The organism is Pararhodobacter marinus (assembly GCF_003122215.1).
Classification (GTDB): Bacteria; Pseudomonadota; Alphaproteobacteria; order Rhodobacterales; family Rhodobacteraceae; genus Pararhodobacter; species Pararhodobacter marinus.
In genome coordinates, this window is sequence record NZ_QEYD01000008.1 from 203,690 (window position 1) to 225,830 (window position 22,141).

The following is a 22,141-nucleotide window of genomic DNA, read 5'->3' on the forward strand; positions in this document are numbered from 1 at the left end:
CTTGCATTGCCCGACAAAGCTCGCATTCTGAAACGAGAATGCAAGACTGCGATGTGCCATGAATCTTTCGAAATTTACCGACTACGCCCTTCGGACATCGCTGTATCTCGCGGCGCAGGAGGACCGGCTGGTGTCGATCTCGGAAATCGCCGCGGCGCATCGCGTCCCGCAAAGCAGCGTGATGAAGGTGGTGAACCTGCTGGTGGATGGCGGCTTCCTGGCCAGTACACGGGGCCGCGCCGGGGGCGTCCGGTTGGCGAAACCGGCGACCGATCTGCGGGTGGGCGACATCGCGCGTTACATGGAGGGCGACACGCCGCTGGTCGATTGCACAAGCTGCGTGATCCAGGGCGCCTGCGGTCTGGTGCGCGGTCTCTACGAAGCCAAGGACGCGTTCTATGCCAGCCTCAACCGCTTCACCCTGGCCGAGGCAGTGCGGGCCCATCCTCGTACGGTCGATATCCTGCTGGGCCGTGCGGCGGTCGGGGCGGCAAAAGGGGCCGAGAGGGCCGAAAGCTGACCCCTTGGTAAAGTCTCGGTTTTTTGCCACGGTGCTGGGCGAAAGACGGGCTCTCTTGTCAGATATTGCGCTGGATCCCCCGACTTGCGCACGATTCCGCCGATCTCGTTAGCGTTCACGCCAAACCTGCCTTGACGGGTGGACAGCCCCTTGAGCAGATATACTTAACGGTTACGGCGACACTCGCTGTGATTGTATGGCGTCCGGACACGGATCTGCGGGGCTAAAACGGGGCAGGCATGCGCAATTCGCGCGCGACCGCTCTTCAGACGTCCCTGTTCGCGGATCCGCATGCTCGTTTGAGGTTGGGAAGATCTCCGGCAAAGGCGGCGTGATCGCACATCGCGCCGCCTTTTTGCGCGCGGTTACCTGGCAGCGGGCCCCGCCCGTCACTCCGGCGCGAAGGCGCTGTCGGGCAGGCCGGGCAGGGCGGCGATCAGCGCCCGGATATAGTCGCGCGCCTCGGCCTCGGCCGCGTCGGGCGCGCCGCGCGCGACGGCCGAGACCAGCGCCTTGCGCGCCGCGCCACCCGCAGGGCGGTTCAGCCGAAGCTGCGCGCGGATCAGATGCACCTGCAACATGGGCAACAGGCGTTCCAGTTCGGCATTCCCGGCAAGCTGCGTCAAGGCCCGGTAATAGCGGCCCCGCGCGCGCGGTCGCTCTCCGGGCGGCGCCGCGTCATAGGCATGCAGCGCCTCGACCAGCGGGGCCGGATCGGTGCCCGCCGCCACCGCCTCGGCCGCCTGACGCGCGGCCAGGCCCAGAAGCGGCTCGGTCACGCGCAGCACATCGGTGGCCGCACGCCGGCTCAGCAGGCGGATCTGCGCCCCCCGGTGGGGCATCTGCACGACGATCCCCGAGGCCGCAAGCCGACCCAGCCCCTCGCGCACGGTCGAGCGACCCAGCCCGTAGCGCGCCATCAGGTCGGGCTCGATCAGCCGTTGACCCGGCACGAACCGCCCCTCGGCCAGCCCCTGCAGCACGTCGCGCACCAGCGTCTCGGGCCCCGAGGCCACACCGTCCCTCACGCGCGCACCATGCCCCAGGCGATCTCGGCCAGAGGCCCGGCCACGCGCCCCATCTCGGCCGCCTGCGGATCGTTCGCCGTCCCGTCCTGCGCGCGCTTGGCGATGCCCTGCACGATGGCGGCGATGCGAAACAGGCTGAGAATGACGTAAAAGTCGAAGTTCTCGGGGCGTTTCCGGCCGGTCTTGCGGCACCACATGTCGATATATTGATCTTCCGTCGGGATGCCGGTCCCCTGCAGTTCGACCCCGCCGAGACCGCGGAAGATCCCCGGGACGATCCGCCAGACCATCACGTTATAGGCGAAATCGGCATAGGGATCGCCCAGCGTCGACAGCTCCCAGTCCAGCACGCCCAGCACCCGCGGCTCGGTCGGATGGAACATCAGGTTGTCGAGCCGGAAATCGCCATGCGCCACGCGCACCTCTTCGGGCGCGGTGGGCCGGTTCTCGGGCAGCCACTCGATCAGCCGGTCCATGGCCTCGATCCGGTGGGTTTCGGAGGCGCGGTACTGCTTCGACCAGCGCGCGATCTGGCGCTCGACATAACCGCCCTGACGCCCGTAATCGCCAAGCCCCACCGCTACCGGATCGACCCGCGAGATCTTCGCGATCGCGTCATTCATCGCCTCGAAGATCGCGCCCCGCTCCGAGGGCGTCATGTCGGGCAGGCGCGGGTCCCACAAGGTGCGGCCCTCCAGATGCTCCATCACGAAGAACATCGAGCCCATGACGCTGTCATCCTCGCACAGGCCCAGCATGCGCGGCACCGGCACATCCGTCGCGCCGAGCGCCTTCATCACCCGGTACTCGCGATCGACCTGGTGAGCCGAGGGCAGGGTCTTGCCCAGGGGCTTCTGCCGCAGCACGTAGCGACCCGATGACGCCTCGACCCGCCAGGTCGGGTTCGATTGCCCGCCCTTAAGCCGCGTCAGCGTCAGCGGGCCGCGATAGCCCTCGACATGCGCCGCCATCCACGCATCCAGTTCTGCCTCGGCCATGACCATCCTCCCCTTTGGCGAAAGGATGGCGGGCGCCCCGCGCATCGTCAAGCCAGATCGTCAGACGATCTTGTCAGATGTCTTTCGGGGCGCTAGGCTCGCCCCAACACGAGGAGGATACCATGGTTCCCGACAAAAGCGCCCGCGTGCTCGATTACGAGGCCCGGCTCAAGGCCTTCATGGACACGCATATCTACCCCAACGAGGCCGAATTCTTCCGCGAGGCCGAGGAGCTGGGCCCCTTCGCGGTCTACCCGATGTTCGACCGGCTCAAGCCCAAGGCGCGCGAGGCCGGGCTGTGGAACCTGTTCCTGCCCGACAGCGACAAGGGCGCGGGCCTCAGCAATGTCGAATACGGCTATCTGTGCGAGATCATGGGCCGCAGCTTCCTCGCCCCCGAGGTTTTCAACTGCAACGCGCCCGATACCGGCAACATGGAGGTGATCGAACGCTACGGCACCGAGGCCGACAAGGAGCGCTGGCTGAAACCCCTGCTGAACGGCGAGATCCGGTCGTGCTTTGCCATGACCGAACCCGCCGTGGCCTCGTCGGATGCCACGAACATCCAGGCCGAGATCAAGCGCGACGGCGACCATTACGTCATCAACGCGCATAAATGGTACACGACCGGCGCCTCGAACCCGAAAACGAAGATCTGCATCTTCATGGGCAAGACCGATCCGGGCAACCCCGACCGCCATAAACAGCAATCCATGATCCTCGTGCCGATGGACACGCCCGGCATCACCGTGACCCGCTCGCTGCCGGTCTTCGGCTATTACGGCGTGCCCGACCGGGCTTCGGAAGTGCTGTTCGACAACGTCCGCGTGCCGGCCGAGAACCTGCTTCTGGGCGAAGGGCGCGGCTTTGAGATCGCGCAGGGGCGGCTCGGGCCGGGCCGCATCCACCATTGCATGCGCACGATCGGCATGGCCGAGCGGCTTCTGGAAACCATGATCGACCGCTCGCTGCAGCGCGTGGCCTTCGGCAAACCCGTGGCCGATCAGGGCGTGACGCGCGAACGCATCGCCGAGGCGCGGATCATGATCGACCAGTGCCGTCTTCTGACCCTGCACGCGGCGCACAAGATGGACACCGTCGGCAACAAGGAAGCCCGCGCCGAGATCGCCATGATCAAGATCGCCGCGCCCAATATGGCCTGCCAGATCGCCGACTGGGCGATCCAGGCCTGCGGCGGCGGCGGCACCGGCAACGATTTCGGCACCGCGCTGGCCTATGCGGGGCTGCGCACCCTGCGGCTGGCCGATGGCCCCGACGAGGTGCATCGCGATCAACTCGCGCGGATGGAGATCAAGAAGCGCAAGGGCCTCAACCACCCCGGCTGGGAACCCCATGTCACCGCCCGAGGGCGCAACCCGGGCCTCTGAACCGCGCCCTTTCACTTTGTCACAAATACTCCGGGGGAGTCGCCGTCGGGCGACGGGGGCAGCGCCCCCATCCACGGCCTCGGCGGAGACTCCCCATGAGCGACTTGCAGGGCAAGACAGCCATCGTCACCGGCGCCGCCGGCGGGATCGGCCGGGCAACCGCATTGCTGATGGCCCGTCGGGGCGCGTCGCTGATGCTGGCCGATATCGGCGCGGGCGTGGAAGAAACGGCCGCGCAGATCCGCGCCAAAGGCGGCCGGGCCGAGGCCCTCGTCACCGATTGCGCGACGGATGACGGCGTCCGGGCCCTCGTCGACCATGCGATGAAGGCCTTCGGTCGCGTCGATATCCTGCACGCCAATGCCGGCATCACCGGCGGGTTGCTGCCGCGGCTCGACACGCCGAGCGCGGATTTCATGGAGGTCCTGCGCATCAACCTGCTGGGGCCCTGGATCGCCATCCGCGAGACCCTGCCGCATCTGCAGCCGGGCGCGGCCATCATCTGCACCGCCTCGGTCGCGGGACTGCGCGCGGGCGCGGGACCGATCCCCTATTCGGCCTCGAAAGCGGGGGTGGTGAACCTCGTGCAGACCACCGCCATGGCCCTGACCGGGCGCGGGATCCGCGTCAACGGCGTGGCGCCGGGCCTCATCGACACGCCGATGACCGCGCCCCTCTTCGACGAAGCGCGCGCCCGGGGACGCGAGGACCGGATCGGCCAACTCAACCCGCTGCGCCGCGGCGGCCGGGCTGAGGAAGTGGCCGAGGTCGTGGCCTTCCTCGCCTCGGACGCGGCCTCGTATCTCAACGGACAGGTACTCGCCGTCGATGGCGCGCTGTCGGCGCAATTGCCCTTCACGCCGAAATGGTCGCTCTGACGGAAAGGCGATGCGCAAAGTACCCTCTCCCGCGCCCTGAGGGGCTTCCCCCGTGGCGACGCTTGGGCGGGTCCTAGGTCTTTCTCCCTCGCTTCGCTCGGGCGACGCCGAGGTATTTCGCCCTCGCTTCGCTCGGGCGACGGGGGCGCGCCTCGCTTCGCTCGGCGCGCGGAGGGGGGCTGCCCGCCCCCCTCGTCGCTGCGCGCCTCACCCCCTCGGGATATTTCCGGAACAAAGACGAAGGGCCCCGGCCGCCCCTTCATTCTGCTGGAAATACTCCCTTCGGGAGCGCGATCCGCCTTTCTGCGTGACGGCGGACGGGGGGCGTGGTAGCGCCAAGACATGACCAAACTGCCTTCGAAAACCGAACTCGCCCAATGGCTCGCCGATCAGACGGACAGGCCCTCGATGCGGGATGTCGCCAAGGCCTTCGGCATCAAGGGGGGGGCGGACAAGGTCGATCTGAAAGCGCTGCTCAAGGAGCTTGAGCGCGAGGGACTTTACGAGCGGCGCAAGCGCGGGGCGCGCGGCGCGGGTCTGCCGCCTGTGGGGATCGTGCGGGTCACCGGGCCCGATGCGCAGGGCGCGCTTCTAGCCGAGCCTGCGGATGCCGAGGGCCGCGCCGGTGACAAGACCGCGCGGATCGTGGTGATCGAGCGTCCGGGCCAGCCCGCGATGGGGCCGGGCGACCGGGTCCTTGCCAAGCTTCTGCCGGTGGCCGAGGGCTATCACGCCCATCCGATCCGCAAGCTGCAATCGGGGCCGAAGCTGGTTCTGGGAATCTACCGGCAGGGTCCGGAATTCGGTCGAATCCTGCCCATCGACAAGGGCGCCGACATGGAATGGCGGGTCTCGCGCGACGATGCCCAGGGCGCGCGCGACGGCGAACTGGTCGAAGCCGAGCAAACGGGCCCCGCGCGCCTGGGCCTGCCCCGCGCGCGCATCACCGCGCGGCTGGGCGATCCCGGCGCGCCCCGCGCGGTGAGCCTGATCGCCATCCATCAGCACGGCATCCCCGATCAGTTTCCCGACGCGGTGCTGGCCGAGGCCGAGGCGGCGCCCGATATGCCCTCTGGCCGGCGCGAGGACCTGCGCGCCCTGCCGCTTCTGACCATCGACCCGTCGGATGCGCGCGACCATGACGACGCGGTTTGCGCCGCGCCGGACCCTGACGCGGCGGGCGGGTTCATCGTGTGGGTCGCCATCGCCGATGTCGCGGCCTATGTGCGCCCCGGCTCCGAGCTGGACCGCGAGGCCCGCAAGCGTGGCAATTCCAGCTATTTCCCCGACCGTGTCGTGCCGATGCTGCCCGACCGGCTGTCGGGCGACCTGTGTTCGCTGCACGAGGATGTCGAGCGCCCGGTGCTGGCCGTCGAGATGAAGGTCTCGGCGCAGGGCGAGAAAACCGGCCATCGCTTCGTTCGCGGCCTCATGCGCTCGCGCGCCTCGCTGAGCTACGAGCAGGCGCAGGCCGCCTTCGAGGGGCAGAGCGAGGCCGCGACCGAGCCGCTGATGGCGGATCTGGGGCACCTTTACGCGGCGTGGAAAGCCACCCAGATTGCCCGCGCCGCGCGCCAGCCGCTGGACCTGGATCTGCCCGAGCGGCGGATCGTGCTGGACGAGGCGGGGCAGGTTACCTCTGTTGCGTTCAAGGACCGGCTCGACGCGCACAAGGTGATCGAGGAATTCATGGTGATGGCCAATGTCGCCGCCGCCGAAGAGCTGAACGCCCGCCGCTCGCCGCTCCTGTTCCGCGTCCACGAAGAACCCACGCCCGAGAAGATCGAGGCGCTGCGCGAAGTGGCACAGGGGGCGGGGCTGGTCCTGGCGAAAGGGCAGGTGCTGCAGACGCGTCATCTCAACAAGCTTCTGGGTGACGCCGAGGGCAGCGAGTTCGACGAGCTCATCAACATGGCCACGCTGCGCTCGATGACACAGGCCTATTACGCGCCCGAGAATTTCGGCCATTTCGGGCTGGCGCTGCGCAATTACGCGCATTTCACCTCGCCCATACGGCGCTATTCGGACCTGATCGTGCACCGCGCGCTGATCCGGGCGCATAAATGGGGCGATGACGGGCTCAGCGACTGGGATATCGAGAATCTGGGCGAGACCGCCAAGCAGATCTCGGACACCGAGCGCCGCTCGATGGCAGCCGAACGCGACACGACCGACCGCTACCTTGCGGCCTTCATGGCCGACCGGATCGGCGCAGAGTTCAAGGGGCGCATTAGCGGCGTTGCGCGCTTCGGGCTCTTCGTGAAGATGGACGAGACAGGCGCCGACGGGCTGATCCCGATCCGCTCGTTGGGGAATGAATATTTCCGCCACGACCCGGAGACGCAGAGTCTGACGGGCGAGAAGAGCGGCACGGTGATCGGCCTCGGCCAGCGGGTCGAGGTCAAGCTGGCCGAGGCAGACGGGATGACCGGCGGGCTGGTGCTGGAACTTCTCGGGATCGAGGGCAAGCCGATGGCCCGCGCCGCGCGCGGCCGCTCGCGGGGCTACGCGCCGCGAAAGGGGGCGGCGAAGAAGGCGGGCAAGATCAAGGCGCGCCGCAAGCGCGAACGTCAGAAGCGCTGAGAGGCGTTTCCGGTCGGGTTGCGGCCGCCAACGTCCAGCGTTGCGCGGGATCGGAAAACGGGCTCCCGAAGGGAGTATTTTCAGCAGAATGAAGGGGCGGCCGGGGCCCTTCGTCTTTGTTCCGGAAATATCCCGAGGGGGTGAGGCGCGCAGCGACGAGGGGGGCGAGCAGCCCCCCTATGCGCGCCGAGCGCAGCGAGGCGCGCTCCCGTCGCCCAAGCGAAGCGAGGGCGAAACACCTCGGCGTCGTCCAAGCAAAGCGAGGGACAAAGACCTCGTTAACGGGCGGGCGAAGCGGGGGCGCAGCCCCTTGTGGTGCGTCGTGCGCCGCAAGGGACCTTGCGTCCTCATCCCTGGTTGTCGAGTTGCGCGCGCACGAAAAGGCGCCCGCGTTTCGAGATGCGGTAGGGGTTGCCGCCCCGCGATTCGATCAGGCGTTTGCGTCGCAGGCGGTCGAAAACCGGCCGCGTGCAATCGGACAGCACCATGCCGTCACGGGTGACGCAGGTGATGTCGGTGATCTTGGGGCCTTCGCCGCGTTCGTGCAGGATATGGCCACCCAGAGCCAGAACGTGCAGGACACGTTGTTCGGGTCGGGAGATGTTCATGGATGTCTCGTGCAACAGGTGTGATAAACCACCGCGGGCGCGTGGCGCCGGCGGTTTCGGATTCACCCGGCTCTCTGCAGATCAGAGAGCCTTATTGCACAAGCTCTGACATCCAGTCCTCTTGGAGCGGCCGATCACGTTGCGATCGGTCCGTCCGTCAGAATAGGCGCCCTGCGCGGCCGGTTCAAGCGCGCTGGCTGTTCTGTGGCCAGTTGCCCTTTGGTCAGTATCCCGCTTCGCGGTCCACGCGGTGCAGAAGCGGTTCACCGTCGCGCAGGCGTCTGAGATTCTCGGCGATGACGCGTGCGGCGGTAGCGGGGCGCGTCTCGGCGGCGATATGCGGTGTCACCGTGACCTTGGGATGCGCCCAGAACGGATGATCGGACGGCAATGGCTCGGTGCGGAACACGTCGAGCGTTGCCTGCGCCACGCGGCCCGCATCGAGCGCCTCGATCAGGGCCTCGTCGTCGATCAGCGGGCCACGGCCCGGATTGATGATCACCGCGCCGTCGGGCAGCCAGGACAGCCGCTCCGCGATCAGCGTGTCGCGGGTCTCAGCCGTCAGCGGCAGCAGAAGGACGACAATCTGCGCCTGTTCCAGCACCGTCCTCAGCCCTTCGGGCCCATGATGGCAGGCGATGCCCGCGACCTCTTTCGGGTTGCGGCTCCAGCCCAGAACCGGGAAACCCAGCCCCGCCAGCGCCTGAGCGCAGGCCGCTCCCAGCGCGCCCAGACCCAGCATTGCCACCGGGCGTTCTGAAGCGAGGGGCGGCAGCACGACCTCCCATCGGTCCTGCGTCGCCAGCACGCGGTCGATGCCGATATGCGCGCGCATTGTGTGGCCGACGACATATTCCACCATGCCCTGCGTGAGCCCCGGGTCGACCATCCGGCACAGGGGCTGTGTCAGCGTTCGGTTGGTGACGATCTTCTCGACCCCCGCCCAGAGGCTCAGCACCGCGCGGCAATTCACGAAGGGGGTGAAATCGTCGGGCGTCTCGCCGCCCGGCGCGTAGATCATCGCCTCGATCTCCGTGGGATCGGCCTTGCGCAGGATCTCGGCCTTGACCCCCGCTTCGGCCAGCGCCTTGGTCAGCGGCGCTTCCCACAGCGGCCAGCGGTCTTCCCCGGCGGCGAACAGAACCTTCATGATTTCTCCCTTGGCCGGTGGATACAGGCCGATTGCACCAGCCCGAAGCCGATCAGGATCATCAGCATCGCCGAGCCGCCATAGCTGACCAGCGGCAGCGGCACGCCCACCACCGGCGCCAGCCCCATCACCATCGCCATGTTGATGGCGAAATACAGGAAGAAGTTCCCGGCGATGCCCAAGATCAGCAGCGAGGCGAAGCGGTTCTTCGCCTGCATCGCGGCGATGACGCAGGTAACGATGATGCCGATATAGAGCGTGAGCAGGAACACGCTGCCGATGAAGCCGAATTCCTCGGCCAGCGTGTTGAAGATGAAGTCGGTATGCTTCTCGGGCAGGAAGTTCAGCCGCGATTGCGTGCCCTGCATGAAGCCGCGACCCGACCATCCGCCCGATCCCAGCGCGATCATCGCCTGGTTGATGTGATAGGACGAGCCCAGAGGGTCCAGCGTCGGGTCCAGGAAGGCGTCGATGCGGCGGAACTGGTAGTCGCGCAGCAATTGCCACTCGGTCCCGCGCGAGGCGAAGACCAGCGTGACCAGCCCCACGCCCGCGCCGATCACCGCGCCGAAATACCACAGGCTGACCCCGGCGAAGAACATCACCATGCCGCCCGCGCCGAGGATCATCAGCGCGGTGCCGAGGTCGGGTTGCACCAGCACGAGGAAGGCGGGCGCGGCGATCAGCACCACCGCCAGTAAGACCCAGAAGGGATGCGACACGCGCTTGATGTCGAGCCAGTCGTAATAGGTCGCCATCATCATCACGATGGCGATCTTCATCATTTCCGAAGGCTGCAGCCGGATCGGGCCCAGTTCCAGCCAGCGCTGGGCGCCCATCCCGACCGAGCCGAAGAACTCGACCCCGACCAGAAGCAGGAAAGACACCGCATAGGCCAGCACCGACATCGAGCGCCAGAACCACAGCGGCACGAAGCCGATGGCCAGCATCACCGCCAGCGACAGCGCGTAGCGCTGCATCTGCGGTTCGGCCCAGCGGTCGAAATCGCCGCCCGAGACGGAATAGAGCTGCAGGAACCCGACCGAGGCCACCGCGGTCAGCAGCAGCACCAGCGGCCAGTTGACGTAGAGCACCTTGCGCAGGCCGCTGGGCGAGCGTTTGACGTTGTATTCGAGATAGCTCATGCGCGGCTTCGCCCGTTATCGGGGGTGGCGGGCGGGCCGATCTGTTCGCTGATGGTGCGGATCATCGTCTCGATCCGGTTGCGCTGCGGGGTGGGGTAGGCCTCGAGCGGGGGCAGGCCGCCATTCTGCGCGGCGAGAATAATGTCGCGGGCGATGGGCGCCGCGACCGACGAGCCGCCGCCGCCATGTTCCACCACCACCGAAACCGCGTAGCGCGGATCCACATCGGGGGCGTAGCAGACGAAAAGCGCGTGGTCGCGGCGGTTCCACGGCAGCTGATCCTGCCGCCGCACGCCCGCCGCGCGCTCGGCCGCGGTGATCGAGAAGACCTGGCTGGAGCCGGTCTTTCCGGCCATGCGCAGGCTGGCCTCGACGATGCGCGAGCCATAGGCCGTGCCCCGGTTCGAGTTCGACGCCTCGTACATCCCGCGCTGCACCTGCGCCAGCACGGCGGGGGTCAGGCCCAGCGGCGGCTGGTCGGGGATCGGCTGTTCGATATCGTCGATGGCATGGATCAGCCGGGGCATGATGGCCCGGTTGGTCGCCAGGCGGCAGGTCATCACCGCCAGCTGCAACGGCGTCGCCAGGACGAAGCCCTGGCCGATCGACGCGTTGATCGTGTCGCCGATCACCCAGTCGGCGCCGCGACGGTCGCGTTTCCATTCCCGCGACGGGTTCAGCCCCGAGGAGATCCCCGACAAGGGCAGGTCATACCGGATACCCAGACCCAGCCGTTCCGCCATGGCGTTGATGCGGTCGATGCCGACGCGCTGCGACAGGTCGTAGAAATAGACGTCGCAGCTTTCCGACAGCGCCGAGGTCAGGTTCACGCGCCCGTGCCCGCCCCGGTTCCAGCAATGGAAGCGCCGCCCGGCGGCTTCCAGGTAGCCTGGGCAGAAGACGCGCTCGTCGGGCGTGGCGAGCCCCGCCTCGAAGGCGGCCAGCGCGGTGACCATCTTGAAGGTCGAGCCGGGCGGATAGGCGCCCTGCACGGTCTTGTTCGACATCGGGCGGTGATCGTCGTCGCGCAACCCGGCGTAATCGGCGACCGAGATGCCCCGGACGAACAGGTTGGGGTCGAAGGACGGCGCCGAGGCCAGCGCCAGCACGTTGCCGGTCTGCACCTCCATCACCACCGCCGACGCGCTGTCCTCGCCCAGCCGGGCCAGCGCGAAGGCCTGAAGCTGACGGTCCAGCGTCAGGCGCACATTCGATCCGGGATCGCCCTCTTGCCGGTCAAGCTCGCGCATTTCGCGGCCGACGGCGTTGACCTCGATCCGGCGATGCCCGGCCGAGCCGCGCAGCGTGTCCTCGTATTCGCGCTCGACCCCGATCTTGCCGATCTGGAAGCGCGGGATCATCAGCAGAGGATCGGGATTCTCGCGCTCTTCCAGGTCGCGTTCGGAAACCGGGCCGACATAGCCCACCGAATGCGCGAATTCCGCGCCGAACGGGTAGAAGCGGGTCCAGCCCACCTCGGGCGTGACGCCGGGCATGGCGGGGGCGTTGGCGGCGACGCGCGCGACTTCCTCCCAGTTGAGCTGGTCGGCGATGGTGACCGGCACGAAAGGCCGGTGGCGCATGATCTCGCGCTCGGCGCGTTCGATATCCTCGGGCGTCAGCGCGATGATCTGCGCCAGACGCTCCAGCGCCTCGCGCGGCTCGCCCGCATCCTCGCGCACCAGAACGATGCGGTAATTCTGCACGTTGGTGGCCAGCACCGCGCCCGCGCGGTCGTAGATCACCCCGCGCGCAGGCGGCAGCAGGCGGATGTTGATGCGGTTTTCCTCGGCCAGCAGGCGGAATTCCTCGGACTGGCCCAGCTGAAGCGAGCGCATCCGCAGCACCAGCACCCCGGCAAAAACCAGCTGTGCGCCGCCCAGAAGGGCGGCACGGCGCGAGATCCGGCGGGCAGAATCTTCGTTGTCCTTGGGCGATCGTTTCATAGCTTGCGCCCCAATTCATCGACTTCGCCGGTTGCGGGCTTGCGCACGCGCAGCACGCCCTGCAGCACCCAGACCACCAGCGGATAGACCGCGATTGTGACCGCAAGCTTGGCCGCGCTCAAGTCGATCGGGTCGCGCGGCGACATCACGATCACGAGTGCCAGCCGGTTTGCGACGGTCATTGCCAGCATCACGCCCGCGACCATGCCCCATTCCAGAAGCAGGTTCATCTCGCGCACGACCTGGCTGCGGCGGCGCAGGAACTCGCTGCCCACCAGCACCGCCAGCGCCCAGAGGCCCGGCGGGCGCATGACGAACAGATCCTCGATCAGGAAGACAAGAACCACCGCCACGGCCGGGATCTGGCTGGGCCGCCGCAGGATCCACGCGAAGGTCAGCGCCAGCAGGAAATCGGGCGCGGGCCAGCCGCCATAGGGATTGGACAAAGGCAGGATCCGACCCAGGATCGCCACCGCCGCGATCAACAGCCACAGACCCAGATAGGACAGCGTATCAAGACGCCAGAATTCGCCCATGGTTCAGCCCCCGCTGCCGCCCGCGGGGTCGGTTTCGGCCCCGGGCGGTTCGGCGCCGGGGACGGGCAGGGCCGGGATCTGCGGCAGGGTGCCGTCGACCGGGTCGGGGATGATGTCGGGGATCGGCGGCGGCGCGGTATGGCCGGTCATCGGGTCGATCAGCTCGCCGTCCTCGGTCACCGGGCGCAGCAGCGTGCCCGATTGCTCGATCCGCTCGGCCGGACGCGAGCGCAGCACGCGCAGGAAATCGAGCCGCCCGTAATCGGCTGCCAGCCGCACGCGCATCCGTCCGTCGGTCGCCATGACGATCTCGCCGACCAGAAGGCCGGGCGGAAAGACCCCGCCATCCGAGGCGCTGACCACCCGGTCACCGGGGCGCAGGGTTTCCGCATTTTCGACGAAATCCAGAACCGGCAGGGGCGTGTTGTCGCCGGAAATCAGCGCACGCTGGCCCGAGGGCTGCACGATCACCGGCACCCGGCTGTTGGAATCGGTCAGCAGGATCACCCGCGACGAGCGGTCGCCCACCCCCGCGATGCGTCCGGCAAGGCCCAGCCCGTCCATCACCGCCCAGCCATCGACGATGCCGTCGCGCGCGCCCACGTTCAGCAGCACCGACTGGCGATAGGGGCTGCCCGCATCGGCCATCACCACGCCCGTCACATGCGTCAGCTGCGGGTCCAGCCGCACCCGCGCCATGTCCAGAAGCTGCGCGTTGCGCTGTTCCAGCTGCAAAGCTGCCTCGCGCCAGGCGCGCATCTGCTGAAGCTCGCGGCGCAGTTCCTGATTCTGCTCGTAGATGCGGGTATACGAGCGGAAATCCTCGATCATCCGCGCGACACGCGTCACCGGGGCCATCGCCCATTCCATATTGGGCACGACGGCATCGACCACGGCGGTGCGGAAGCGTTCGATCCGGGGACTGTCGATGCGCCACAGCAGGAACAGCGCCAGCAGGACCAGCGCCAGCACCCCGATGACGAGACGTCGCACGGGGCGGACATAATCGGCCTCGTTGCTACGATCGGAAGCCACGGTGACCCCTCATGGCCGATCCGGACGGATCAGCTTTCGTAATCAATGGCGTGACGCAGTTGCTTTTCGTATTCCAGCGCCTTGCCGGTGCCCAGCGCGACGCAGTTCAGCGACTGGTCGGCCACGGTGATGATCAGCCCGGTCTGCTCGCGCAGGGCCAGATCCAGATCGCCCAGCAGCGCGCCGCCGCCGGTCAGCATGACGCCCCGGTCGACGATGTCGGCGGCCAGATCGGGCGGCGTGGTTTCCAGCGCGATCATCACCGCTTCGCAGATCGTCTGCACGGTTTCGCTGAGCGCCTCGGCCACCTGGCCCTGCGTGATCTCGATTTCCTTGGGCACGCCGTTCAGAAGGTCGCGACCCCGGATCTGCATCACCTTGCCGCGCCCGTCATCGGGCATCCGCGCGGTACCGATCGTGGTCTTGATCCGCTCGGCGGTCGATTCGCCGATCAGCAGGTTCTGATGGCGCCGCAGGTAGGAAATGATCGCCTCGTCCATCCGGTCGCCGCCGACGCGGACCGAGCGCGCATAGACGATGTCGCCCAGCGACAGCACGGCCACCTCGGTGGTGCCGCCGCCGATATCGACGACCATCGAGCCCGTGGGATCGGTGATCGGCATGCCCGCACCGATGGCGGCCGCGATCGGCTCCGAGATCAGGCCCGCGCGCCGCGCGCCCGCCGACAGGACCGACTGACGGATCGCGCGCTTTTCGACCGGTGTCGCGCCATAGGGCACGCAGACGATGACCTTGGGCTTCGAGAAGGTCGAGCGCTTGTGCACCTTGCGGATGAAGTGCTTGATCATCTCTTCGGCGACGTCGAAATCGGCGATGACACCGTCGCGCATCGGGCGGATCGCCTCGATCGAGCCGGGCGTGCGGCCCAGCATCAGCTTCGCGTCCTCGCCGACCGCCAGCACCTGCTTGCGTCCGTCCTTGACGTGATAGGCCACCACCGACGGCTCGTTCAGGATGATGCCCCGACCCTTCACGTAGACCAGCGTATTCGCCGTGCCGAGGTCGATCGCCATGTCCGACGAAAAGATGCCAGTCAGTCCCAACATGTGGTGCGTGTCCCGAAATGCATGGAAGGCCCCCGCACAAGGGCGGGGGCGAGCGCGGCCCTTATAGGCCCCCTTGCCCTGCGCCGTAAAGGCCCCCGCTCGGTGCACTCGGCGCGAATTCGCCGCGACGGGCCTCACGATGTCTTCATCGGCGGCGCTGGCGGCTTTTGCGCGGCTTTTCCCTTGTTCCAAAGGGCGGCTTGCGCGACACCGGCCGTCATGACGACGCGCTCCGAACGCCTGCTTGCCGTGCTGCAGATCCTGCAGCGCCACCGCCGCCCGCTGGCGGCGCAGGCCATCGCGGACGAGACCGGCACCTCGCTGCGCACCGTCTACCGCGATGTCGAGGCGTTGCGTGCCCAAGGCGCGGTGATCGAGGGCGAGGCAGGGATCGGCTATATCCTGCGCCCCGGCTATCTGCTGCCGCCCTTGATGTTCACCCGCGACGAGCTTGAAGCGCTGGTGCTGGGCGCAAGGCTGGTCGCCGCCCGCGCCGATCCGGCGCTGGCCGGGGCGGCGGGCGCCGCGCTGGGCCGGATCGGCGCGGTGCTGCCCGAGGATCTGCGTGCTTTCGTCGACAGCTCGCCCCTGTTGGTGCCCGGGCGGCTGCCGAATGCCGCAAGCCCCGTCATGGCCGATCTGCGCGAGGCGATGCGCACCGAGCGCAAGGCGCGCATCGCCTATCGCAGCCTGCAGGGCGCGGAGAGCGAGCGGGTGATCTGGCCGCTGGCCATGGGGTTCTTCGAAAGCGTCCAGACGCTGGTCGCCTGGTGCGAATTGCGGCAGGGCTATCGCCATTTCCGCGAGGATCGCATCACCGCCTGCATCATCCTGCCTGACCGCTACCCCAAGCGCCGCGCGGCCTTGATGCGCGACTGGACGGCAACCGAACGGCAGGCGCGCGATGCTGCTGACAGAGGCTGACACAGCCCCCTGCGACAAGGCCTCCATCGCAACCAAGGAGGCTACCATGAAATCCACCCCGATGATCATCCACTACGTCACGGACATCGCCGCCAGCACCGCGTTCTACGCCGATGCGCTGAACGCGCCGGTGCTTTACGAGGCCGACGATTTCACCATGCTCAAGCTGGGCGACGGCGCGCGCCTTGGCCTGTGGCGCCGCAGCGAGGTCCAGCCGCCGGCGGGCGACGCCCAACCCGGCGCGAGCGAGCTGAACGCCGTGGCCCCCGACCTGACCGCGCTCACCGCGCTGCACGACCGGCTGGCGGGGCAGGGGGCGACGATCCTGCACCCGGTCATGGCGCTGCCTTTCGGTCAGGCCTTCATGCTGGCCGATCCCGACGGGCACCGCCTGCGCGTCTACGTCCCGGCGGCCGATCCGCAATGAGCGTGCGGAACTGGATCGCCGTGGCCTCGGCCGATCACGTCGCCAAGGGGCGGCAGGGCGGCTTCATGCAGGTCAATCACGGCAAGGAGGCGCCCCTGCGGCGCCTCCGTCCCGGCGATGTTGTGGCCTATTACTCGCCCCGCCAACAGATGCGCGGCGGCGAGCCGAGGCAGGCTTTCACCGCTTTGGGCGTGGTGGCCGACGGCCCGATCTATCGCGGCGAAATGGGCAATGGCGACACGGCGCATCGCCGCGACGTGACCTGGCAGGCCACGCAGGATGCGCCGATCCGGCCCCTTCTGGCGCATCTGTCCTTCGGGGGCCCGCATTGGGGTGCGCCTTTTCGCTACGGGCTGTTCGAGATCACGGCCGAGGACATGGCGGTGATCGCCGATGCCATGCGCCCGGCCTGATGCGGACGCAACGCCACGCTTGCCAGCGGCCCCGTGGCGGAGGATGCTGCGCGAAAACGGGAGGACTGACCATGAAATCCGCGATTCTCGCCTTCGCCGCCGGGCTGGCCCTGAGCGCCACCGCGGCGCTTGCCGACCCGGCCGAGGGCCGCTGGCGCACCCAGCCCGACGACAACGGCAATTACGGCGTCATCCAGATGTCGATGTGCGGCAACACGCTCTGCGGCACGCTGGTGGAAAGCTACGATGGCGCGGGCAACGCGCTGCAAACGCCCAATAACGGCCGCCAGATCGTCTGGGACATGGAGCCGCATGGCAATGGCGAATATCGCGACGGGCAGATCTATGCGCCCGACCGCGACCAGACCTATCGCTCGCGGATGGATCTGGCAGGCGACCGGCTGACCGTCGCGGGCTGCGTGCTGTTCATCTGCCGCGACCAGACCTGGACCCGGGACAACTGACTTTGCGCAACATCCGGGTCGCCCCACGCGACCCGGAACGGGCAGGGTGTCCCGACACGCAAGGGAGCCCCCGATGTCCGGCAAAGACTGGCTGAGCCTGATCCTGCTTTCCGTCCTGTGGGGCGGATCGTTCTTTTTCGTGGGCGTGGCGGTGCCGTGGCTGCCGCCCTTCACCATCGTGCTGATCCGCGTCGGTGTCGCCGCCTTGGTTCTGGCGTTCGCGCTGCCCGCGCTCGGGGTCGCTCTGCCGCGCGGGCGGGCCGTCTGGGCCGCGCTTATGGTGATGGGATTTCTCAACAATGTCGTGCCCTTCTCGCTCTATGTCGTGGCGCAGGGGCAGATCTCGTCGGGGCTGGCCTCGATCCTGAACGCGACCACACCGCTCTGGGGCGTCGCGGTGGCGCATCTGGCGACACAGGACGAACGCCTGAGCTGGCCCAAGGCATTGGGCGTGCTCACAGGCTTTCTGGGCGTCGCGGTGATGATGGGGCAGGCCGGCGACGGCGGCACATTCTGGGCGCAGGCGGCCTGCCTCTGCGCGGCGCTCAGCTACGCGCTGGCCGGTGTCTGGGCCCGCCGCTTCAAGCCGCTGGGACTGGCGCCGCTGTCGCTGGCGCTGGGACAGCTGGCGTGCGCGACGCTGATCCTCGTGCCGCTGGTGGCGCTGGTCGACCGGCCCTGGACGCTGGCGCTGCCGCCCCTGCCGGTGATCGCAGCCCTGCTGGGGCTGGCGGTGCTGTCGACCTCGTTCGCCTACGGGCTCTATTTTCGCCTGATCGCCAGCGCAGGCGCGGTGAACGCGTTCCTCGTGACCTTCCTCGTGCCGGTCAGCGCCGTGGCGCTGGGCATCGCCTTCCTGGGCGAAGCGCTGGCCCCCCGCCAAGTCGCGGGCATGGCGCTGATCGCGCTGGGGCTTCTGATCCTTGACGCGCGGCTCTGGCGGCGGGTGCGGACCAGAGGGGGCCGTCTGCCCCCTCTGGACACCCCCGAGGATATTTAGAGAACAAAGACGGGGCTTAAGAAAGCGTTAAGCCCCCTCACTCTGCGTCAAATACTCAGCCGGCCGTGCCGCCGGGGCCGCGGCCGGGCGTCTTCACGCGGGATCTCACGCGGGCCAGGTCTTGGCCACCATGGTCAGCACGTCGTATTGCGCGACCGGGCTGCCGTCCTGCTTGGTGACGACGCAATCCCAGCGCACCTCGCCGTGATCGGCGGTTTCGCGCGGGTTGATCTCCTTGCAGGTCAGCGCGACGCCCAGCACGTCGCCGGGATAGACCGGGGCCAGGAACCGCAGGTTGTCAACGCCGTAATTGGCCAGAACCGGGCCGGGATCGGGCTGCACGAAGAGCCCCGCCGCGAAGCTGACGATCAGGTAGCCATGCGCGACGCGGCCGTCGAAGAACGGGTTCGCCTTGGCCGCGTCCTCGTCCATATGGGCGTAGAACGTGTCGCCGGTGAAATTCGCGAAATGCTCAATATCGGCCAGAGTGATCTCGCGCTTTTCGGTGACGATCCGGTCGCCCACCTTCAGCTCGGCCAACGATTTGCGGAACGGGTGCGTGTCGTCGCGCGTGGGCGCGCCGGCGATCCAGCGGCCGGTCACGGCGGACAGGAGTTTCGGCGTGCCCTGCACCGCCGTGCGCTGCATGAAATGCTTCACGCCACGGATGCCGCCCATTTCCTCGCCGCCGCCCGCGCGGCCGGGGCCGCCATGGACAAGGTTCGGCAGCGGCGCGCCATGGCCCGTCGAACTTTTCGCCGAGGCGCGATTGCCCAAGAGGATGCGCCCGTGGAAGGGCGCCATGCCCAGCACCGCCTCTTCCGCCACTTCGGGCGAGTCGGTGAAGACCGAGGCCGCGAGCGAGCCCTTGCCGCGCTGGCTGAGCACCACCGCTTCGCCGAGATCGTCATAGGGCATGAGCGTCGAGACGGGCCCGAAGGCTTCGACATCGTGGACCGCCTGCGCTTTGCCCGGTTTGTCGCAATAAAGAACCACAGGGTTCAGGAAGGCGCCCTCATCGGGATCGCCCGACACCAGCGTCACCGCGTCAGGATTGCCCACGACGATCTCGGCATCCGCCTGCAGGTCGCGGATGCGCGCGCGGACCTCGTCGCGCTGCGACAGCGAGGCGAGCGCGCCCATGCGTGTGCCCTCGTCCCCCGGCAGGCCCACGCCCATCCTGGCCAGCGCGGTTTCCAGCGCCTCGGTCACCGCCTGAACCTGTGCGCGGGGCACGATGACCCGACGGATCGCGGTGCATTTCTGCCCCGCCTTCACCGTCATCTCGCGCACCACTTCCTTGACGAAGAGGTCGAATTCCGGCGTGCCCGCGACCGCGTCGGGGCCGAGGATCGCGGCGTTGAGGCTGTCGGCCTCCATCGTGAAGCGCACCGAGTTCTCGACGATGGCTTTCGAGGTCCGCAGCATCCGCCCGGTCCTGGCCGAGCCGGTGAAGGTGACCACGTCCTGTTCGGTCACATGGTCCAGCAGATCGCCGGTCGAGCCGCAGATGAGCTGCAGCGCGCCCTCGGGCAGGATCCCGCTCTCGACGATGCGGCGCACGACCAGCTCGGTCAGGTAGGCCGTTTGCGAGGCGGGTTTGACGATCGCGGGCATCCCCGCCAGCAGGGTGGGCGACAATTTCTCCAGCATCCCCCAGACGGGGAAGTTGAAGGCGTTGATATGCACCGCCACGCCCTGAAGCGGGGTTAGGATATGTTGCGCTGAGAAGCTGCCATCCTTGGACAGGGGCTCGACATTGCCCTCGACCAGCGTGCGGGTATTGGGCAACTCGCGCCGGCCCTGTCCCGAATAGCTGAAGAGCGTGTGAAACCCGCCCTCGATATCGACCATCCCGTCGCGCGGCGTGGCGCCCGTCGCCAGCGAGAGCGCGTGGAATTCATCCTTCAGCGCCGACAGGTGCTTGCCCAGCGCCTTGAGCATCTCGGCGCGCTGGTGAAAGGTCATCGCCCACAGCGCCGCGCCGGACTTGCGGCCATAGGCCAGCGCCTCGGCCATGTCGATCCCCGAGGCGTCGATCGTGGCGACCGGTGCGCCGGTACCCGCGTCGCGCAGAAGCTGGCCGTCGCGCGCGCCTGGATTCCAGGTGCCGCAGATGTAGCTTTTCAGCCGGATGGGGGTCTGATCCGTCATGACGGGTCCTTTCAGAGCGTGAGATCGGCGAGCGTGGCGTCCACGGACGCCTCCCACTCGGCCTTGAGATCGGCATTGGGACGATGGCGCAGCCCCATCCGCTTGAGCCGGTCGAAACGGTCCGAGGTTTCCGAGCCGAAGCCGGTGGCGACGCGCGGGCGCCAATAGGCCAGCGCGGCCTCGGCGGCGGCGCGGCCTTCCTCGGATTGGGCGATATGGGCAAGCCCCTCGATGCCCAGCTCGGCATGGCGGGTCTCGACGGGCGCCACGGCGCGGAACACCTCGGCCAGCGGCTGGTAGCTGACCTGCGACAGCTCGGACAGCTGCACTTTGGCGGCCAGCCCCTGCAACACGTTCATCACCACCGCGTCGATCCAGCCTTCGAGCGGGTAGTGGAACACGCTGAGCCGCATGTCCCCGTCGCGGCGCGTTGCCCCGATATCGGCCTCGCGGGGCAGGCGGGCGGCCCAGGGATGCACGCCCTCGTAGCGCTCGGTATCGACACCGAACTCGGCCATGATCCGCAGCACGCGCTCGGCATGGTCGGCTTTTTCCAGCGTGATGCGCGCGGCGGCGATGCGGCTCTTGATGCCGGGCGCGTCGTTGATCGACTCGGCGAACCCGGCCGAGGCCGCCAGTTCGCTGTCGACGAAGCTGGCCATCAGGCGCAGCAGCTCGCCCCGGTAGCGCGCGGGCACGTTCCCCGGCGAGGTCAGCTTGCCGCCATGGGCGAGGTAGTCGTCGATGGACATGTCGTCGGTCATGGGTCTCTCCTCCCCCGATAGGGTCCGGCGCAGCGGCTTTTACTGGTCGTAGCTCACGACGATCCGGTCGCTGAGCGGGTAGCACTGGCAGGTCAGCACATAGCCCTGCCGGACCTCGTAATCTTCCAGCGCATGGTTCGTCATCATCTCGGCCTCGCCCTCGAGCACCTTGGCCCGGCAGGTCGAGCATACGCCCGCCTTGCAGGCATAGGGCGCGTCCAGATCGGCCCCCAGGGCCGCGTCGAGCAGGCTCTCGCCCGATTTCGGCATGCGGAAGGTGCGGGTGGTGCCGTCGAGCGTGACGGTCGCCTCGCAGGCCTCGCCGCTATCGGCGACCTGGCTCACGGCCTTTTTCTTCGCGCGGCCGGGCTGGCCTGAGGCGAAGAGTTCGAACTTGATCTGGTCATCGCTCAGCCCGTGCGCGCGCAGGCTGTCGGCGATGGCCAGCATCATCGGCTCGGGCCCGCAGATGAAGGCGGTATCGACCGTCTTCGGATCGACCCAATGGGTGAAAAGCGCGGTCATCTTGTCTGCATCGACGCGGCCCGTGAACAGCTCGATCTCCTGTCCTTCGGCTTCCAGAACATGGATCACCGACAGACGCCCGAGGAAGCTGTTCTTCAGATCCTCCAGCTCTTCGCGGAACATGATCGAGTTGATCTGCCGGTTGGCGTAGACCAGCGTGAAGCGGCTTTTCGGCTCGCGCGTCAGCACGGTTTTCAGGATCGACAGCACCGGCGTGATTCCCGATCCGCCCGCGAAGCCCAGGTAATGACGCCCGGCCGCCGGTTCCAGAACGGTGTGGAAATTCCCCATCGGCGGCATCGCTTCCAGCGTCTCGCCGGGCGCCAGGTTCTCGTTGGCCCAGGTGCTGAACGCGCCGCCATCGACCCGCTTGATGCCGACCTTCAACAGCCCCTCGTCGAGCCCTGCGCAGATCGAATAGGACCGGCGCAACTCCTCGCCGTCGAAATCGCGGCGGAAGGTCAGGTACTGACCCTGAATGAAGGCGAAGCGCTCGGCATCTTCGGGCCGCGGGCGCAGGGTTACGACCACCGCGTCGCGGGTGTCTTTCTTCACGTCGATCACGTCGAGGGGCAGGAAACGCGCCAT

The 22,141-nt window shown here is 67.8% G+C and carries 21 protein-coding genes; 9 read left to right on the plus strand and 12 right to left on the minus strand.

Translation table 11 applies throughout. From position 1 onward, the window contains the following. Positions 1 to 58 precede the first annotated feature (58 nt). Positions 59 to 520 carry an RrF2 family transcriptional regulator gene (locus C4N9_RS14440; protein WP_109534034.1) on the plus strand — a complete coding sequence of 154 codons (462 nt, stop codon included), beginning with the start codon at positions 59 to 61 and terminating at the stop codon, positions 518 to 520. 389 nt (positions 521 to 909) lie between these two features. Here C4N9_RS14440 and C4N9_RS14445 read toward each other — a convergent pair whose 3' ends face one another. Together C4N9_RS14445 and C4N9_RS14450 are read right to left on the minus strand one after the other, a co-directional pair. Then, positions 910 to 1,548 carry a GntR family transcriptional regulator gene (locus C4N9_RS14445; protein WP_168192242.1) on the minus strand — a complete coding sequence of 213 codons (639 nt, stop codon included), beginning with the start codon at positions 1,546 to 1,548 and terminating at the stop codon, positions 910 to 912. Continuing rightward, a complete protein-coding gene (locus tag C4N9_RS14450; protein WP_245902569.1) occupies positions 1,545 to 2,546 on the minus strand; it encodes a phosphotransferase family protein in 1,002 nt (333 codons plus the stop codon). Before C4N9_RS14450 ends, C4N9_RS14445 begins: the two co-directional genes overlap by 4 nt. Positions 2,547 to 2,668: 122 nt before the next feature. On the opposite strand from C4N9_RS14450, the gene C4N9_RS14455 reads away from it, so the two are divergent. From C4N9_RS14455 to rnr, 3 genes are all read left to right on the plus strand, one after another. Then, positions 2,669 to 3,934, plus strand: coding sequence for an acyl-CoA dehydrogenase family protein (locus C4N9_RS14455; protein WP_109534037.1), 1,266 nt, complete (start codon positions 2,669 to 2,671; stop codon positions 3,932 to 3,934). A 95-nt stretch (positions 3,935 to 4,029) separates the two neighbouring features. Next, positions 4,030 to 4,812, plus strand: coding sequence for an SDR family NAD(P)-dependent oxidoreductase (locus tag C4N9_RS14460; protein ID WP_109534038.1), 783 nt, complete (start codon positions 4,030 to 4,032; stop codon positions 4,810 to 4,812). Positions 4,813 to 5,154: 342 nt separating this feature from the next. Beyond that, positions 5,155 to 7,395, plus strand: a complete 2,241-nt coding sequence (rnr, locus tag C4N9_RS14465; protein ID WP_109534039.1) for a ribonuclease R — start codon at positions 5,155 to 5,157, stop codon at positions 7,393 to 7,395. A gap of 347 nt (positions 7,396 to 7,742) precedes the next feature. Here the strand turns inward: rnr and C4N9_RS14470 are convergent, their stop codons facing one another. From C4N9_RS14470 to C4N9_RS14500, 7 genes are all read right to left on the minus strand, one after another. Then, entirely contained in the window at positions 7,743 to 8,003 is a 261-nt protein-coding gene (locus tag C4N9_RS14470; protein WP_109534040.1) for a YjhX family toxin, read from the minus strand. A gap of 223 nt (positions 8,004 to 8,226) precedes the next feature. Next, complete coding sequence (locus C4N9_RS14475; RefSeq protein WP_109534089.1) at positions 8,227 to 9,156, minus strand: 2-hydroxyacid dehydrogenase; 930 nt, start codon at positions 9,154 to 9,156, stop codon at positions 8,227 to 8,229. Continuing rightward, positions 9,150 to 10,298: a rod shape-determining protein RodA gene (rodA, locus tag C4N9_RS14480; RefSeq protein ID WP_109534041.1), complete on the minus strand. Its 1,149-nt coding sequence runs from the start codon at positions 10,296 to 10,298 to the stop codon at positions 9,150 to 9,152. The genes C4N9_RS14475 and rodA overlap by 7 nt, the downstream gene beginning before the upstream one ends. Then, on the minus strand, positions 10,295 to 12,244 hold the full coding sequence (gene mrdA, locus C4N9_RS14485; RefSeq protein WP_109534042.1) for a penicillin-binding protein 2: 1,950 nt from the start codon (positions 12,242 to 12,244) through the stop codon (positions 10,295 to 10,297). The genes rodA and mrdA overlap by 4 nt, the downstream gene beginning before the upstream one ends. Beyond that, positions 12,241 to 12,780, minus strand: a complete 540-nt coding sequence (locus C4N9_RS14490) for a rod shape-determining protein MreD (RefSeq protein ID WP_109534043.1) — start codon at positions 12,778 to 12,780, stop codon at positions 12,241 to 12,243. Before C4N9_RS14490 ends, mrdA begins: the two co-directional genes overlap by 4 nt. A 3-nt stretch (positions 12,781 to 12,783) precedes the next feature. Next, positions 12,784 to 13,815, minus strand: coding sequence for a rod shape-determining protein MreC (gene mreC / locus C4N9_RS14495; protein WP_109534044.1), 1,032 nt, complete (start codon positions 13,813 to 13,815; stop codon positions 12,784 to 12,786). Positions 13,816 to 13,844: 29 nt separating this feature from the next. Continuing rightward, positions 13,845 to 14,882: a rod shape-determining protein gene (locus C4N9_RS14500; protein WP_109534045.1), complete on the minus strand. Its 1,038-nt coding sequence runs from the start codon at positions 14,880 to 14,882 to the stop codon at positions 13,845 to 13,847. A 219-nt stretch (positions 14,883 to 15,101) separates the two neighbouring features. Between C4N9_RS14500 and C4N9_RS14505 the strand changes: the two genes are divergently transcribed. The 5 genes from C4N9_RS14505 to C4N9_RS14525 all read left to right on the plus strand — a co-directional run bounded on the left by C4N9_RS14505 (position 15,102) and on the right by C4N9_RS14525 (position 18,110). Then, positions 15,102 to 15,806, plus strand: a complete 705-nt coding sequence (locus C4N9_RS14505; protein ID WP_109534046.1) for a helix-turn-helix transcriptional regulator — start codon at positions 15,102 to 15,104, stop codon at positions 15,804 to 15,806. 46 nt (positions 15,807 to 15,852) lie between these two features. Further along, positions 15,853 to 16,233, plus strand: coding sequence for a VOC family protein (locus C4N9_RS14510; protein ID WP_168192243.1), 381 nt, complete (start codon positions 15,853 to 15,855; stop codon positions 16,231 to 16,233). After that, a complete protein-coding gene (locus tag C4N9_RS14515; RefSeq protein ID WP_109534048.1) occupies positions 16,230 to 16,646 on the plus strand; it encodes an EVE domain-containing protein in 417 nt (138 codons plus the stop codon). Before C4N9_RS14510 ends, C4N9_RS14515 begins: the two co-directional genes overlap by 4 nt. 71 nt (positions 16,647 to 16,717) lie before the next feature. Beyond that, positions 16,718 to 17,110 (plus strand): DUF2147 domain-containing protein, encoded by a 393-nt coding sequence (locus tag C4N9_RS14520; protein ID WP_109534049.1) that lies wholly within the window; start codon positions 16,718 to 16,720, stop codon positions 17,108 to 17,110. Between the two features lie 73 nt (positions 17,111 to 17,183). Then, positions 17,184 to 18,110 (plus strand): DMT family transporter, encoded by a 927-nt coding sequence (locus C4N9_RS14525; protein ID WP_109534050.1) that lies wholly within the window; start codon positions 17,184 to 17,186, stop codon positions 18,108 to 18,110. A gap of 105 nt (positions 18,111 to 18,215) precedes the next feature. Here C4N9_RS14525 and paaZ read toward each other — a convergent pair whose 3' ends face one another. The 3 genes from paaZ to C4N9_RS14540 are packed head-to-tail and all read right to left on the minus strand — an operon-like array spanning position 18,216 to position 22,141. After that, entirely contained in the window at positions 18,216 to 20,264 is a 2,049-nt protein-coding gene (gene paaZ, locus C4N9_RS14530; RefSeq protein ID WP_109534051.1) for a phenylacetic acid degradation bifunctional protein PaaZ, read from the minus strand. A gap of 11 nt (positions 20,265 to 20,275) precedes the next feature. Further along, positions 20,276 to 21,028 (minus strand): Phenylacetic acid catabolic protein, encoded by a 753-nt coding sequence (locus C4N9_RS14535; RefSeq protein ID WP_109534052.1) that lies wholly within the window; start codon positions 21,026 to 21,028, stop codon positions 20,276 to 20,278. 39 nt (positions 21,029 to 21,067) lie between these two features. Continuing rightward, positions 21,068 to 22,141 (minus strand): 2Fe-2S iron-sulfur cluster-binding protein, encoded by a 1,074-nt coding sequence (locus C4N9_RS14540; RefSeq protein ID WP_109534053.1) that lies wholly within the window; start codon positions 22,139 to 22,141, stop codon positions 21,068 to 21,070.